Origin of the sequence: Rhodanobacter sp. LX-99 (genome assembly GCF_018599185.1) — a bacterium.
Classification (GTDB): domain Bacteria; phylum Pseudomonadota; class Gammaproteobacteria; order Xanthomonadales; family Rhodanobacteraceae; genus Rhodanobacter.
In genome coordinates this window covers 1,934,777-1,950,452 of the sequence record NZ_JAHFVL010000001.1, presented here as the reverse complement: position 1 = coordinate 1,950,452, position 15,676 = coordinate 1,934,777, and the positions used below count along the sequence as shown (strand labels likewise).

The 15,676-nt window shown below is 66.5% G+C and carries 13 protein-coding genes; 8 read left to right on the top strand and 5 right to left on the bottom strand.

Translation table 11 applies throughout. From position 1 onward, the window contains the following. The first annotated feature begins 36 nt into the window (after window positions 1–36). The gene (locus tag KK131_RS08985; protein ID WP_214556311.1) at window positions 37–1,143 is read left to right on the top strand and encodes a hypothetical protein; all 1,107 of its coding nucleotides are present in this window, start codon (window positions 37–39) and stop codon (window positions 1,141–1,143) included. Window positions 1,144–1,268: 125 nt separating this feature from the next. Here the strand turns inward: KK131_RS08985 and rsmG are convergent, their stop codons facing one another. Next, window positions 1,269–1,898 (bottom strand): 16S rRNA (guanine(527)-N(7))-methyltransferase RsmG, encoded by a 630-nt coding sequence (gene rsmG / locus KK131_RS08980; protein WP_214556310.1) that lies wholly within the window; start codon window positions 1,896–1,898, stop codon window positions 1,269–1,271. A 145-nt stretch (window positions 1,899–2,043) separates the two neighbouring features. Next, a complete protein-coding gene (locus KK131_RS08975) occupies window positions 2,044–2,496 on the bottom strand; it encodes an SPFH domain-containing protein (protein ID WP_214556309.1) in 453 nt (150 codons plus the stop codon). 400 nt (window positions 2,497–2,896) lie between these two features. Here KK131_RS08975 and KK131_RS08970 point away from each other — a divergent pair, with 400 nt between their 5' ends. The 7 genes from KK131_RS08970 (at window position 2,897) to KK131_RS08940 (ending at window position 13,155) form a co-directional block, all read left to right on the top strand. Then, window positions 2,897–3,970 carry a LacI family DNA-binding transcriptional regulator gene (locus KK131_RS08970; RefSeq protein ID WP_214556308.1) on the top strand — a complete coding sequence of 358 codons (1,074 nt, stop codon included), beginning with the start codon at window positions 2,897–2,899 and terminating at the stop codon, window positions 3,968–3,970. After that, window positions 3,967–6,978 carry a TonB-dependent receptor gene (locus KK131_RS08965; protein WP_214556307.1) on the top strand — a complete coding sequence of 1,004 codons (3,012 nt, stop codon included), beginning with the start codon at window positions 3,967–3,969 and terminating at the stop codon, window positions 6,976–6,978. Before KK131_RS08970 ends, KK131_RS08965 begins: the two co-directional genes overlap by 4 nt. Window positions 6,979–7,079: 101 nt before the next feature. Next, on the top strand, window positions 7,080–8,600 hold the full coding sequence (locus KK131_RS08960) for a tryptophan halogenase family protein (RefSeq protein WP_214556306.1): 1,521 nt from the start codon (window positions 7,080–7,082) through the stop codon (window positions 8,598–8,600). 73 nt (window positions 8,601–8,673) lie between these two features. Continuing rightward, a complete protein-coding gene (locus KK131_RS08955) occupies window positions 8,674–10,134 on the top strand; it encodes a glucoamylase family protein (RefSeq protein WP_214556305.1) in 1,461 nt (486 codons plus the stop codon). Then, complete coding sequence (locus KK131_RS08950) at window positions 10,131–11,447, top strand: sugar ABC transporter substrate-binding protein (protein ID WP_214556304.1); 1,317 nt, start codon at window positions 10,131–10,133, stop codon at window positions 11,445–11,447. The genes KK131_RS08955 and KK131_RS08950 overlap by 4 nt, the downstream gene beginning before the upstream one ends. Further along, window positions 11,444–12,337, top strand: a complete 894-nt coding sequence (locus KK131_RS08945) for a sugar ABC transporter permease (protein WP_214556303.1) — start codon at window positions 11,444–11,446, stop codon at window positions 12,335–12,337. Before KK131_RS08950 ends, KK131_RS08945 begins: the two co-directional genes overlap by 4 nt. After that, window positions 12,334–13,155: a carbohydrate ABC transporter permease gene (locus KK131_RS08940; protein ID WP_214556302.1), complete on the top strand. Its 822-nt coding sequence runs from the start codon at window positions 12,334–12,336 to the stop codon at window positions 13,153–13,155. The genes KK131_RS08945 and KK131_RS08940 overlap by 4 nt, the downstream gene beginning before the upstream one ends. Before the next feature lie 13 nt (window positions 13,156–13,168). Here the strand turns inward: KK131_RS08940 and KK131_RS08935 are convergent, their stop codons facing one another. The 3 genes from KK131_RS08935 to xth all read right to left on the bottom strand — a co-directional run bounded on the left by KK131_RS08935 (window position 13,169) and on the right by xth (window position 15,575). After that, complete coding sequence (locus KK131_RS08935) at window positions 13,169–14,002, bottom strand: pirin family protein (RefSeq protein ID WP_214556301.1); 834 nt, start codon at window positions 14,000–14,002, stop codon at window positions 13,169–13,171. A gap of 111 nt (window positions 14,003–14,113) precedes the next feature. Beyond that, window positions 14,114–14,791, bottom strand: a complete 678-nt coding sequence (locus KK131_RS08930; protein ID WP_214556300.1) for a YecA family protein — start codon at window positions 14,789–14,791, stop codon at window positions 14,114–14,116. 4 nt (window positions 14,792–14,795) lie between these two features. Further along, window positions 14,796–15,575 carry an exodeoxyribonuclease III gene (gene xth, locus KK131_RS08925; protein ID WP_214556299.1) on the bottom strand — a complete coding sequence of 260 codons (780 nt, stop codon included), beginning with the start codon at window positions 15,573–15,575 and terminating at the stop codon, window positions 14,796–14,798. Window positions 15,576–15,676 lie beyond the last annotated feature (101 nt).

Sequence of the window (15,676 nt, the reverse complement as noted above, 5' to 3'; positions counted from 1 at the left end):
TCACCGCGACACTGGCTTTCCCCCAGGAGTGATGACATGAAACGTACAGCACCGCGCTGCGATGCCTTTCGACTGATCAACGTTTCGCTTGTGTTGGCGGCCTGGATCGGCATCTGCTCATTGCCTGCATACGCTACTGATCTGAAGCCCGTCGCCCACACCGGCACGCTGCGGGGCGCTCTCTACCGCATCGATATCCCGACAGACTGGAACGGCGACCTGGTCATGCTGATGCACGGCTACCAGCCTGCGGGCGCGCCACAGCCGACGCCGATGAAGCCAGCCGACGCCACATCCATTTTTCTCAAGCAGGGCTATGCCGTGGCGCAGAGCCAATTCGCGTCGCAAGGCTGGGCTGTGGGCGATGCCGTCGTCGACAACGAACGTCTTCGCCAACATTTCACTCGCACCTTCACCCGTCCTGCCCACACCTGGATTTACGGCTTCTCGCTGGGTGGCCTGGAGACCGTGGCAAGCATCGAGCGCTACCGGCACGCCTACACCGGTGCGCTGGTCATGTGCGGCGCGACCGTCTCGACGCCCGAACTCCTGTCGCGCGCCGTCGTCGCACCACTGGTGGCCTTCGACACGCTGATTCCCGGTGTCCTGCCGAACCTGGCCGCTGCCGACTCGCCACCGTCCATTCCTCCCGCCGTGTTCGCCAAGGCGCTGCAAGCGCACCCGCAGCAGGCCGCCTTGCTGGAAAAACGTCTGCAGGAAACCCCGGAAACGCTGCCGTCACTGGCGCTCTACTACATGCTGTTGCGTGAATTCGAGCAGCGTGCCGGCGGCATGCCGGTGGACAACCGCAAGACCGTCTATCACGGCTTCGGCGACGATGCTGCCTTCAACCGCCAGGTGCATCGCTATGCCGGCTCGCCCGCCGCCATGGCCTATGCCCAGCGCAACGTCACCTTGACCGGCCGTATCGACGTGCCGCTGGTGATGCAGTGGAACGCCTTCGATCAAACCATCCCGTCGCGATTCCATCCCGTCTATCCCGACCAGGTGCATGCGGCGGGTAACGGCAAGCTGCTGACTGTCCTCGCGCCGATCGGTGACGGCCACTGCAACTTCACCGACGCGCAGATCGCTGCGGCGTTCGAGACGCTCGTGCGCCAGGCGGGCACCGGAGGGCGTTGACCCCGGCGCAGGCAGAGCTCCTTCGACTGCGCCGCTGCGCGACTACGCTCAGAGCCTGCCTCGGACTTGATCCGGGGGCGAACGGTGAAAAAGGATTCACCGTTCCAGCTCAGTCGACGCCTGACTCAAGCGCGCCCCAGCACCAGCAAATGCCGCTCCGCCGGCAGCCCCGGCACCGCCAGTTCGTGCGTGCCGCGCAGCTCGAAACCGGCCGGAATGCCCGGCAACTCGTCGTCCGGCCGCTTGCCCTTCATCGCCAGCCATATCCCGTCCGGCGCCAGCAGGTGGCCGCCCCAGCCGAGCATGTCGGCGAGGCTGGCGAACGCGCGCGCGGTGACGCAGTCGTACTGGCCCTCGACGTCTTCCACTCGCGACTGCAGCGCGCGCACGCCGTCGAGTTTCAGCGCGCGGATCGCCTCGCGCAGGAAGCGCACCTTCTTGCCATTGGAATCGACCAGCAGGATCTCCCGCCCCGGCGCGGCGATCGCCAGCACGATGCCGGGCAGGCCGGGACCGGTGCCCAGGTCGGCCAGGGTCCGGCCCTGCACGTACGGCAGGATCGCCAGCGAATCGAGCAGGTGGCGGGTGACCATTTCCGCCGGATCGCGCACCGCCGTGAGGTTGTAGGTCGCGTTCCAGCGCTGCAGCAGGGCCTGGTAGTCGAGCAGCCGCGGCACCGCGTCGGCCGGCAGTTGCAGCCCCAGCGTGGCGATGCCTTGTTCGAGTCGTGCCTGCAGGGCGTCGCGCGTGGTCATCGGGTCACTCTAGAGGCGTGGAGCGCAAAGTATCCGCGGCGCGACCGGCCTTGCCAACAAAAGAAAACCCGCCGAGGCGGGTCGAAGGCTTGCAAATCCCCTGCGGCGCGGGCGCTCTCGGGCGCCCTGGCGCAAACATCCATGCTCAGGCGACGTCGAGGTCGACTCGGGTCACCATCATGCCGCGCTCGCGCAGCGCGCTGTTCAAAGCCTGCTTCACCCGCACGCCGAGATCGCGGCGATCGGCGCGATCGGCCGCCGGCTCGTTGCGCAAGGCTTCCTGGGCGCCGCGGCGGATCAGCTGATCGACCTGCTCGAATACCGCATCGGCCCGCTCCGGCTCCAGCACCTGCCAGTACACCGTGCCGCGCACGTCGTGCGCTTCGGCCAGCGGCTCCTCGAAACGCAGGGTCTGGCCGGCCAGGTTGATCTTGTGTGCAACCCGGTCAAGCAGCGGCAGCACCAGATGCGTACCCGACTGCAGCACGCGCACCAGCTTGCCGCGGCGGTACAGGCTGTAAACCTGCCCGGCCGGCACGCGCCTGACCGCGCTGATGATCAGCACGGACAGGAGCAGCAGGGTCGACAGCAGGATCATGGTATGCAAATCAGCTACTTGATGAATGTTTCTTCGCTACCGCAGCAACTTGAGGATACAGCCGACTGAGTGGACATAGATTAACCCTGATTTAACGGCAGGAAGAAATTTTTAACAATAGGCAAAAACGACCAGAACTGCGACGCCGTCCACAAATGCCGTTCATTCGTTCCGACCCGACATCCGCCTCATCCCACGCATGCTGCATTGCCATAACGCGATTGGTCCGATCCGATCACGCGTTTCCCGCTCGGCCAGCCACTTGTCCAGTCCACTCATGAAAACGTTTGCATAAACCTTCCGCAGCGCAGCAGAAGCCTTGTTAGCAGATGCTTTACAACGCTTCATGAAAACGATTACGTTGTCGCCGCAATGGAGTTCGGTACTCGGGGCAACTCGCATGGCAACAGTGACGATCAAAGACGTGGCGCGTGAGGCCGGGGTTTCCGTGGCCTCGGTGTCGCGTGCGCTGAATGGAGGCAGCGGCGTCACCGCGGCCACCAGCCAACGCATCCGTGACGTCGCCACGCGCCTGAGCTACGTGCCGCACGCCGGCGCGCGCAGCCTGATCACCCGGCGCACGCACACGATCGGCGCGCTGCTGCCGGACCTGCACGGCGAGTTCTTTTCCGAACTGATCCGCGGCATCGACCTGGCCGCGCGTGCGCGCGGCCTGCACCTGCTGGTCTCCAGCTCGCACGACGGCGCCGAGGATGCCGCCGCTGCGCTGCGCGCGATGCAGGGCCGCGTCGACGGCATGCTGATCCTGTCCGGGCACGTCGATGCCGCGTTCCTGCGCGCCAACCTTCCCGCCAGCGTGCCGGCCGTGCTGCTCAACAGCGCGGTGAAGAGCAAGTCGTACGCGGTGCTCAACATCGACAACTACGGCGGCGCCTACGCGATGGTGCGGCATCTGCTGGAGGCGGGCCACTCCAACGTGACCTTCATCGCCGGCCCCGCCGGCAACTTCGACGCGCAGCAGCGCGAGCTCGGTTACCGCGCGGCGATGGCGAAGTACGCCCCGCACGCACCGCTGGACGTGGTGGCGGGCGATTTCAACGAGGAGTCCGGCTATCGCGCCGGGCAGCAGCTGCTCGCACGCAAGCCGCGGCCCAACGCCGTGTTCGCCGCCAACGACATGATGGCCGTGGGCTGCCTGTACGCCTTCAAGGAAGCCGGCGTGGACGTGCCGCGCGAGATCGCGCTGGCCGGCTTCGACGACATTCCGATCGCGCGCTACGTCATGCCGCCGCTCAGCACGGTGCGCGTGCGCATCGTCGATCTGGGCCGCAGCGCGCTCGAACAGCTGGCGGCGATGCTGGAGGAACCCCGCCCGGACGCGGCATCCGCACATACGCTCGACTGCGAGATCGTCACCCGCGAGACCTGCGGCGCGGCGCAGCAGCCTACGGCAGCAAAAGGCAAGGTTTTCGATTCGGGGAATCGGTCATCCGGTATGGGAGGGAAAGCATGAAAACACCAATGCAACTCAGAAAGAAGCTGCTCGCCAGTCTCATCAGTACCGCGGTGATCGCGGTGGCCGGCGCCCCGATGGTCTCGTGGGCGCAGTCCGCCAACGCGAATCTGCGCGGCAAGGCTCCGGCCAGCGCCACGGTCACCGCGCGCAACGTTGCCACCGGCACCATCCGGCGGGCCACGGCGGGCGCGGATGGCGGCTATACCCTGGTCGGCCTGCCGCCGGGCACTTACCGGGTCGACGCCGGACCAGGCACCGAACGCACGGTCACGCTGACGGTCGCCTCGACCGCGACGCTCGATCTGCAGCCTGCAACAGCGGCGCCGTCGGAACAGGCCGCGACCACGCTTTCCGGCGTTACCGTCAGCGCAGCCACGTTGACGGAAGTAAAGACGTCCGAAGTCGGTTCGACGATCTCGCTGCACCAGATCAACACGATCCCGCAGGTCTCGCGCAACTTCCTGGAGTTCGCCGACACCGTGCCGGGCATGGTGTTCAGCCTCGACGAGAAGGGCCATACCTCGCTGCGCGGCGGTGCGCAGAACAACAGCTCGGTCAACGTCTACATCGACGGCGTCGGCCAGAAGAGCTACGTCAAGGAAGGCGGCGTCAGCGGCCAGTTCTCCAGCCAGGGCAACCCGTTCCCGCAGCTGGCGATCGGCGAGTACAAGGTGATCACGTCGAACTACAAGGCCGAGTACGACCAGATCTCCAGCGCTGCGATCACCGCCGACACCAAGTCCGGCACCAACGAGTTCCACGGCGAAGTGTTCGGCACCTACACCAACGACTCGCTGCGCGCGCGCACGCCTTCGGAGAATGATGCGGGCAAGAAGACCAAGTCGCACGAGAAGGAGTACGGCTTCGCGATCGGTGGACCGATCATCCAGGACAAGATGCATTTCTTCTTCACCTACGAGGCGAAGAAGTTCGACACGCCGATCACGGTGACACCGGGTGTCACCGATACCGCCGGATTCCTGCCGGCCAGCGCCTCCGCGCAACTGGGTCCTGCCGACCTGCCGTTCAAGGAAGATCTCTACTTCGGCAAGATCGACTGGGAGCCGACCGACCGCGACCGCTTCGAGTTGAGTGGTCAACTGCGCAAGGAGGACCAGTACGACAACATCGGCGGCGCCACCGCCACCTCCGCCGGCATCGACACGATCAACCGTGACACACGCATCGCGGCACGCTGGCAGCACAGCGGCGACTCGTACTTCAACGAATTGCTGTTCACCCATGAGAACGCGTACAACAACCCGACGCCGCTGCAATTCGCCGACGGCGCGGTCTACACCTGGGCGCCGCAGCAGGACGCGACCATCCTGATCACCGGCTCGGCGAATGCACTGGCGACGCAGAAGAAGGGCCAGAAGGGTCCCGCGATCCAGGATGACCTGACCTTCAACGACTTCGAATGGCACGGCGACCACGTCATCAAGATGGGCGTGAAGTACAAGAAGGTGGACCTGAACGCGCAGGACGCCGGCAACAGCAACCCGCAGTTCACCTACAACGTCGACCCGACCGGCACCGCAGCGACGCCGTACAAGGTGTTCTTCCCGAACCCGGTGGCAGGCCTGAGCCCGGTGGCCAGGTCGAGCGACAAGCAGTTCGGCACCTACATCCAGGACGACTGGGCGGTCAACGACAAGCTCACGCTGAACCTCGGCGTGCGCTGGGACTACGAGAAAAACCCGTCCTATCTCGACTACGTCACGCCAGCCAACGTGATCGCCGCGCTCAACAGCCCGAACCCCGACCCGAGCGCACCGCCCGGGCAGACATACGCCCAGGCTCTCGCGCTGGGTGGCGTGGACGTCAACGACTACATCAGCAACGGTCACAACCGCAAGGCATACAAGGGTGAGATCCAGCCGCGACTGGGCTTCTCCTACGACCTCAACGCCGACGAGCAGCACGTGATCTTCGGCGGCGCCGGCCGCGCCTACGATCGCGACCTGTACGACTACCTGCAGGTGGAGCAGACCAAGGCCTCGCTGCCGCAGCTCACCGTGTATTTCCAGGATCCCGCCACCGGGCTTTGCCACAACAACAGCTCACCCTGCTTCGCCTGGGATCCGAAGTACCAGAACAACCTCGCCGCACTGCAGGCGCTGGTCGCCTCCAGCAACACCGGCCAGGAGGTGGACGCGATCAACAACCACCTGAAGGCGCCGTATTCCGACCAGTTCAGTCTGGGCATGCGCAACAAGATCGGCGACTGGAACACGAGCGTCGCGGTCGCGCGCGTCCTCAGCCACGACGGCTTCGTGTTCACCCTGGGCAACCGCTACCCGGACGGTTCGTTCTTCAAGAACGGCAGCCAGCCCTGGGGCAACGGCGTGCCCGGCTTCGGCGGCTTGATCATCGGCAACAACGGCATCGAGACACGCACCACCCAACTGCTGCTGTCGGCCGACAAGCCTTATACGAGGGAATCCGGCTGGGGCACCACGTTCGCCTATACCTATACCCGGGCGACGCAGAACCGCGACATCAACGAGCACTACTCGTTCGACGAGGCGACGATCCACCAGTATCCGTTCATCGACTCCAACGCCGCCGCCAGGCACCGCTTCGTCGCCACCGGCGTGATCGATATCCCGTGGGGTATCACGCTGTCGGCCAAGCTGACCCTCGCCACGCCGATCCCGTTCAACGGGATTGCCTGCTACGGCGCGACCTTTCCAAACGGCAGCGGTTGCACCCCGGCGGCGGCCACACCGGGTGGCAACGGCAAGTTCCTCGTCGGCGGCAAGGTGTTCGGTTATCGCGACGTCGACTTCCAGGCAACCAAGGACTTCGACTTCGGCCACGGCATCAAGCTCTATGGCCGCTTCGATCTGCTCAACGCCTTCAACTTCAGGAACTACAAGGACATCCTGGTCAACTGGGGTTCCAACGGCGTGCCGAACGACAACCCCGCGATGTACAACCCGACTGGCAACATCACCTTCGTGCCACGCACGATCAAGTTCACCGTGGGCATGAGGTTCTGATGCCACACTCGATCGCACCGAGGCGGCGATAGAGGCAGCACCGCAAAGCCCGCTCCCCTCGCGGGCTTTGCTTTTTCATCCGACCCTGTCACAGGTTCCGCATGACTGATTCGCGCATCAGGAACATCGTCATCGTCGGCGGCGGCACCGCCGGTTGGATGGCGGCAGCCGCCTTCGCCAAGGTGCTTGGCGCCGACTATTCGATCCGGCTGGTCGAGTCCGAGGAGATCGGCACCGTCGGCGTCGGCGAGGGCACGGTGCCGCACCTAAAGCTGTTCAACAACCTGCTCGGCATCGACGACGTCGAGTTCGTGAAGAACACGCAGGGCACGTTCAAGCTTGGCGTGCAATTCAACGATTGGGGCCGGCTCGGCGACAGTTACGTGCACGGCTTCGGCACGATCGGCCATGATGTCGGCCTGCTGCCGTTCCACCAGTACTGGATCAAGGCGCACCGGGCAGGCAAGGCGCAGGATATCGGCACGTACTCGCTGAACACGGTGGCCGCGCCGCGTGGTCGCTTCATGCCGTCGGCAAGCGATGCGCCGCCGGGCTCGCCGCTGGCGAACGTTGCCTATGCGTATCACTTCGACGCCGGAAGGTACGCGCGCTTTTTGCGTGGTTACGCCGAACAACGCGGCGTGCGCCGCACCGAAGGCAAGGTCGCACGGACCGTGCTGCATCCCGACAGCGGCTTCGTCGAGGCGATCGTGCTGGAAAGCGGCGAGCGCATCGAGGGCGAGCTGTTCATCGACTGCTCCGGTTTCCGCGGCCTGCTGATCGAGCAGGCGTTGCACACCGGCTACCTCGACTTCAGTCACTGGTTGCCGTGCGACCGCGCGCTGGCGGTGGCCTGCGAGAAGGTGGGGCCGCCGACGCCGTACACCCGCGCCTCGGCACGGCCGGCCGGCTGGCAGTGGCGCATCCCGCTGCAGCATCGCACCGGCAACGGCTATGTCTATTCCAGCGCCAACGTCAGCGACGACGAAGCGGCCGCCACCCTGCTCGGCCATCTCGACGGCAAGCCGATGGGCGAGCCGCGGCTGCTGCGCTTCACCACCGGTGTTCGCCGGCAGGCATGGAACCGCAACGTGGTCGCGCTGGGCCTGGCCGGCGGCTTCATGGAGCCGCTGGAATCGACCAGCATCTACATGATCCAGTCCGGTATCGCGCGCCTGCTCAACCTGTTCCCGCAGCGCGATTTCAGTCCGGTGCTGATCGAGCGCTACAACGCGCAGTCGCGCTTCGAATACGAGCACATCCGCGATTTCCTGATCCTGCATTACCACGCCACCGAGCGCGACGACACGCCGTTCTGGAACCAGTGCCGCACGATGTCGATCCCGCCGCAGCTGGCGGACAACATCCGCCTGTTCCGCGACAGCGGCCGCTTCTTCCGCGACGGTGAGGAAATGTTCGCAGTAGTCAGTTGGGTGCAGGTGATGCTGGGGCAGCACATCATGCCGCAGAGCTACCATCCGCTGGTCGACCAGATGCCGGACGCGGAACTGGCCGAGTTCATGGCCAGCGTCGGTCGTGTAGTAGCCAGCTGCGTCGACGTGATGCCGCCGCACCAGGCATTCATCGACCGTTGCTGCATGGCACCCGCGCTGGTGGCCTGACCGTTCTTCCCTCGGGCCGGTGCCCGCTGCCCGGCCACGCAAGACGCTTCCCGCAAACAAAGAGTGCCCCAGCATGTCCAAGTTTTCCCGGATCCTGCACGCCGTTGCCTTCTCTGCCCTGCTGGCGTTCGGCGCCGGCTGGCAAACCCCGGTCGCCGCGCGGTCGCCGGCCCTCGGCTACGCCGCCCTGCCCGCACAGCAGCAGGCGCTGGTCGACGACCTCGAACGGCGTACCTTCGACTGGTTCTGGCAAAGTGCGGATCCGCAGACCGGGCTGGTGCCCGACTCGTATCCGGGCCAGTCGTTTTCCTCGATCGCCGCGGTCGGCTTCGGGCTGACCGCCTATGGCGTGGGTGTCGAGCGCGGCTACATCACGCGCGCGCAGGCGGCGGCGCGCACCCTGGCGACCTTGCGCTTCTTCGCCGCTGCGCCGCAGAACGACAGCGAGGACGATGCCGCCGGCTATCACGGCTTCTTCTACCACTTCCTCGACATGAAGACCGGCCGGCGCGCGATGCGCTACGTCGAACTGTCCAGCGTGGACACCACCCTGCTGCTCGGCGGCGTGCTGTTCGCGCAGTCGTACTACGACCGCGATACGCCGCAGGAGACCGAGATCCGCCAGCTCGCCGACACGATCTACCGCCGCGTCGACTGGCCCTGGATGCAGCCGCGCAAACCGCTGATCAGCATGGGCTGGACGCCGGGCGGCAAGTTCATCCCGGCCGACTGGAAGGGCTACAACGAAGGCATGCTGGTGTACATCCTCGCGCTCGGCTCGCCGACCCATCCGGTCGGGCCGGAGGCCTGGACGGCGTGGCTATCCACCAACCACCTGACCTGGGGCAGCTTCCAGGGCCAGACCTTCCTCAATTTCGCGCCGCTGTTCGGCCACCAGTACAGCCAGGGCTGGGTCGACTTCCGCGGCATCCGCGACGCCTGGAGCCGCGAGCACGATCTCGATTACTTCGAGAACAGCCGCCGCGCCACCTATGCGCAGCGCAGCTACGCGATCGCCAACCCCGGCCACTGGACCGGCTACGGCGCCAACGTGTGGGGCCTCACCGCCAGCAACGGGCCCGGCGGCCTGGTCGTGAAGAGTGCCGAGGGCGATCGCACGTTCCACGGCTATACCGCGCGCGGCGTGGGACTCGATTACATCTCCGACGACGGCACCATCGCGCCGACCGCCGCCGCCGGCTCGATCGCGTTCGCGCCGGAGATCGTGGTGCCCGCGCTGGAAACCATGAAGCAGCGCTACGGCAAATACATCTACGGCGACTACGGCTTCGTCGACGCGTTCAACCTCAGCTTCCACACTCCTACCACGCTGCGCACCGGCAGACTGGTACCCGGCCTGGGTTGGGTCGACACTCTGCAACTGGGCATCGACCAGGGCCCGATCGTGCTGATGATCGAGAACTGGCGCAGCGGCTTCGTGTGGAACGTGATGAAGAAGAATCCGTACATCCGCAAGGGACTCGAGCGCGCCGGCTTCGAAGGTGGCTGGCTCACGAGGACACCGGAAAAATGACGCACGGTGCGCGCCCACGGCGATCGCGGCGCGGCCTGTGGCTGGCCGCGATCGCCGTGAGCGGCGCGCTGCTCGGCAGTTGCGCGCCCACGCCGGCGGGGCACGAGCTCACGTTCTGGGCGATCGGCCGCGAAGGCGAGGCGATCATGCAGCTGCTGCCGGCGTTCGAGCATGCGCACCCGGACATCCGCGTGAACGTGCAGCAGCTGCCGCTGACCGCGGCGCACCAGAAGCTGCTCACCGCGTTCGCCGGCGGTTCCACCCCCGACCTCAGCCAGCTCGGCAACACCTGGCTGCCCGAGCTGGTGGCGCTGCATGCACTGGAACCGCTGCAGGCGCGCGTGGACCACTCCGGCGTGGTGCGAGCGGACGACTACTTCGCCAGCATCTGGGCCACCAACGTGATCGACGGCACGCTGTACGGCGTGCCGTGGTACGTCGACACGCGGCTGCTGTTCTACCGCAAGGACCTGCTGAAGAAGGCCGGCTTCGACGCCCCGCCGCGCACCTGGGCCCAGTGGCGGAGCCAGCTCGCCGCGCTGAGCGATCCGGCGCAGCACCGCTACGGCATCCTGCTGCCGACCAACGAGTACGAGCAGCTGATGTCGCTGGCGCTGCAACAGCCCGAGCCGCTGCTGCGCGACGGCGGCCGCTACGGCAACTTCGAGAGCGCCGGCTTCAAGCGCGCGCTGGGCTTCTACGTCGATACGTTCAAACTGAAGCAGGCGCCGGCAATCACCAACGTCGAGGCCGGCAACCCGTGGACGGAATTCGGCCGCGGCGTGTACGCGTTCTACCTGTCCGGGCCGTGGAACATCGGCGAGTTCCGCACACGCCTGCCTGCTACCCAGCAGGACGACTGGGCCACCGCGCCGCTGCCCGGCCCGACCGGCGCCGGCATCGGCGCGGCCGGCGGCTCCAGCCTGGTGATCTTCCGCGCCTCGAAGCACAAGGACGCCGCCTGGCAGCTGATCGAATACCTGTCGCAGCCGGCGGTGCAGCAGCAGTTCTACGAGCTGCTCGGCGACATGCCGCCGCGGCGCAGTTCGTGGGAGGGCGGCGCGCTGCGCGACGATCCGAAGGCGCGCGCCTTCCGCGAGCAGCTGGAACAGGTGAAGCCGACCCCGCCGGTGCCGGAGTGGGAGCGCATCGCCAACGAGATGCAGCTGGTCGCCGCCGAGGCGATCGCCGGCCGGCTGACCATCGACCAGGCCGCCGCCGAGATCGATCGGCGTGCCGACACCATCCTGGCCAAGCGCCGCTGGGTGCTCGACCATGCGCAGCCCGACCCTGCCCGGGAACACACGCCATGAATTCGCCGCGCAGCGCCTGGCTGTTCCTCGCCCCGGCACTCGTGGTGCTGGGCGTGTTCTTCCTGCTGCCGGTGCTGGCCGCACTCATCCTCAGCCTCACCGACTACGACCTCTACGCGCTGGCCGACATCCGCAACCTGCGCTTCGTCGGCTTCGGCAATTACTGGGAGCTGCTGCACCGGCCGCTGTTCTGGTCCGCACTGGGCCACACCGTGTATTTCGTGGCGGTGGGCGTGCCGTTGTCGATGGGCGCTTCGCTCGGCGCGGCGCTGCTGCTCAACTCGCCGCTGGCGCGCTGCAAGCCGCTGTTCCGCACCGCGCTGTTCGCGCCGGTGGTGACCACGGTGGTGGCGGTGGCGGTGATCTGGCGTTACCTGTTCAACACCAAGTACGGCATGGCGAACTACGTGCTGGACCTGCTCGGCATCCACCCGATCGACTGGCTGGGCGATCCGCGCTGGGCGATGCCGACGATCATCCTGTTCGCGGTGTGGAAGAACTTCGGCTACAACATGATCATCTTCCTGGCCGGGCTGCAGGCGATTCCGCCGAACCTGTACGAGGCCGCGCGCATCGATGGCGCATCAAGCTGGCGGCAGTTCCGCCACATCACCCTGCCGATGCTGAAACCGACCCTGCTGATGGTGGCGATTCTTACCGTCTCCGGTTACTTCCAGCTGTTCGCCGAACCCTACGTGATGACCGAGGGCGGCCCGCTGCAGAGCACGGTGAGCGTGCTGTACCTGATGTACGACGAGGGCTTCAAGTGGTGGAACCTGGGCTCCGCCTCGGCGGTGGCGTTCCTGCTGTTCCTGCTCATGTTCGCGGTGACCGTGCTGATGGTGAAGCTGTCGCGGCGCGGCGAGCATCCTGATGGAGGGCCGGCATGAGCCCGCGGCTGATGAAGGCGATCATCAACGGCCTGCTGATCGGCGGCACGCTGGTCGCGCTGTTCCCGCTGCTGTGGATGTTGTCGGTGTCGTTCATGGCGCCGGGCGAGGCCAGCGCGCTGCCGCCGCCGCTGCTGCCGAAGCACCCGAGCTGGGCGAATTACCGCGAGCTGTTCGTGCGCGCCGGCATGGGCCGCTACCTGCTCAACAGCGTGCTGGTGGCCGGCGCGATCACCGCGCTGTCGCTGGTGTTCAACCTGATGGCCGGCTACGCCTTCGCCAAGCTGCGCTTCGCCGGCCGCGAGCGGCTGTTCCAGGCGCTGCTCGGCGCGCTGGTGATCCCCGCCCAGGTGGCGATGCTGCCGCTGTTCCTGCTGCTGAAGTACATGGGTCTGGTCAACAGCTACGCCGGCGTGGTCGCGCCGGCGCTGGCCACCGTGTTCGGCATCTTCCTGGTGCGCCAGTACGCGCGCGGCATCCCCGACGAACTGCTGGAGGCCGCACGCATCGACGGCGCCGGCGAGTGGCGCATCTTCGCGCAGATCGTGCTGCCGCTGCTGAAGCCGATCATCGTGACGCTGGCGATCTTCAGCTTCCTCGCCGCCTGGAACGACTTCATGTGGCCGCTGATCGTGCTGACCGGGCAGGAGCACTACACCTTGCCGATCGGGCTGGCCTCGCTGGCGCGCGAGCACGCGCAGGACAGCGAACTGATGATGGCCGGCTCGGTGGTCACCGTGCTGCCGGTGCTGCTGCTGTTCCTGTCGCTGCAGCGCTACTACCTGCAGGGACTGCTGCTGGGCAGCGTGAAGGGCTGAGCGGCTTCCATGATTAGAACTTGCCGGCGCGGAAGTCGGCGATCGCTTCGTGGATCTGCTCGGGCGTGTTCATCACGAACGGCCCGTAGCGCGCCACGCTTTCGTTCAGCGGCTTACCGGCGACCACCAGCAGGCGCGAGGGCTTGTCGCCGCCGGCCAGCTGCAACTGTTCGCCTTCGGACAGCACGCCCAGCTCGCTGCGCTGCAGCTGCTCGCCGCCGACCAGGGCCGACTCGCCGTCGAACACGTAGGCGAAGCCGTGATGCCCGGCGGGAAGATCCAGCGTGAACTGCGCACCCGGCTGCAGGGCGATGTCCAGATACACCGGTGCGGTGACGATGCCCTCGACCGGGCCGGTGGCGCCGGCCAGTTCGCCGGCGATCACCTTCACCTCGACGCCTGCGGCCGGCTGCACCACCGGAATCCGCTCGGGGCCGATGTCCTGGTAGCGCGGCGCGGTCATCTTGTCGGCCGCCGGCAGGTTCACCCACAGCTGGAAGCCCCACATCAGGCCGTTTTCCTGCTGCGGCATTTCCGAATGCAGGATGCCGCGGCCGGCGGTCATCCACTGCACGCTGCCCGGCGTGAGGTCGCCGCGGTTGCCGTGGTTGTCCTGGTGCTGCATGTGCCCGGCCAGCATGTAGGTGACCGTCTCGAAGCCGCGATGCGGATGCTCCGGGAAGCCGGCGATGTAGTCGCCGGCGCTGTCGGAGCGGAACTCGTCCAGCAGCAGGAACGGGTCGAGCATGTCCAGCCCGGGCTGGCCGATCACGCGCTTCAGCTTCACGCCGGCGCCGTCGGACGTGTCCATGCCGCGGATGCGGCGGGTGATGTGGCGATCGCTCATGGCGTACTCCGGATAAGAGGTGACTGGCAGCCAAGATGGCCCTGTTCGCCCGCTTATCCAAGCACCCGGGCAGGAACGGATTGTTTCAACGGCGCAACGCTGGCCTTTGCCTCAATGCACCCAGTGTCCGCTGCGCTGGCGCGGCGGGTTGCCGTCGTCGCCGGTGTCGGGCTGCTGCTGACGCACCATCGCTTCGACTTCGGCCTCGGTGGCGGGCTTGGCCTGCCAATACTGGTTCACCGCGCCGAGCACCGCCGGCACCTGCGCCAGGCACTCGTCGTATTCGTCGTCGCTGAGCTTCTCGAATTCGGTGTCCGCGCTGAGGATGCCTTCGTCCACCGCCAGCGCCATCACCGGGCCGAGCAGCTCCATCAGCTGCGGGTCCTCGGCCAGGCGGCCTTCCCACAGCCCGGCGCGCAGGTCGATGCCGCGGCTGAAGCCTTCGCACCAGCCGGCGGCGGACAGCATCGGGCCGCCTTCCATCTCGACTTCGCCGAGGATCGGCTCGTAGGCGTCGACCTCGAGCTCGGCGACGATCGAATCGTTGAGCTTGGCCAGCAGCGCCAGCACGCGGTTGCCTTCGTCCTCGTCGGCGAACGGTTCGTGCAGCACTTCGGGCAGCCATTCGTCCGGCAGCACCAGCAGCGGGCCGACCGCCAGCGCGCTGAGCAGGCCGTGCACGCCGTCCAGCAGCAGGTCGCCTTCGCCGGTGTGCGCACGCAGGTAGCGGTCCAGCTCGTCCAGTTCGTTGTCGTCCAGCGAGCTGGGCCATTCGGTTTTTGCGGTCATTACTTCAGATATCCAGTTCCAGCGTCACCGGCGCATGGTCGGAAGGGCGTTCCCAGCGACGCGGTTCGCGGTCGATTGCCGCCGCCGTGGCGGCGGATTTCAATGCTTCGCCGATCAGGATCAGGTCGATGCGCAGGCCCATGTTGCGACGGAACGCGGCCTGCCGGTAGTCCCACCAGCTGTAGTGTCCGGCCTCCGGCTGGAACAGCCGGAAGCTGTCGTGCAGGCCGAGGTCGGTGATCGCCTTGAGTCCGGCGCGTTCCGGCGGCGAGCACAGGATGTCCTCGCCCCAGGCGACCGGATCGTAGACGTCGCGATCGTCCGGGCAGATGTTGAAGTCGCCCAGCACGACCAGGTTGGGGTGGCGCTCCTGTTCGCGTGCCAGGAATTCGCGCACCCTGGCCAGCCAGTCCAGCTTGTACGCGTACTTCTCGTCGCCGACCGCCTTGCCGTTGACCACGTACAGGTCAACCACGCGCAGGTTGCCGATGGTGGCAGCGAGGATCCGCCGCTGCGGATCGGCGAGGCCGGGGATGTCGGTGACGATGTCGCCGAAACCGTCATGGACGTCGGCACGGGCCAGGATGGCCACGCCGTTGTAGGTCTTCTGGCCCGAATACACCGCGCGGTAGCCCGCCGCGGCCAGCTCATCGACCGGGAACTTTGCGTCTTCGAGCTTGGTTTCCTGCAGCGCCACCACGTCCGGCTGCGCGTCGGCCAGCCACTGGGTCAGGTGCGGCAGGCGCACCTTCAGCGAATTGACGTTCCACGAGGCGATCTTCATCGCGGCATTGTAAGGGAAGCGCCGGCAGGGGTTGCCGTGGACCGGAAAGCCACTGGACCCGGCAGGCCTCACTACCGTGGACCTGCCGCCGCGCTGCCAGC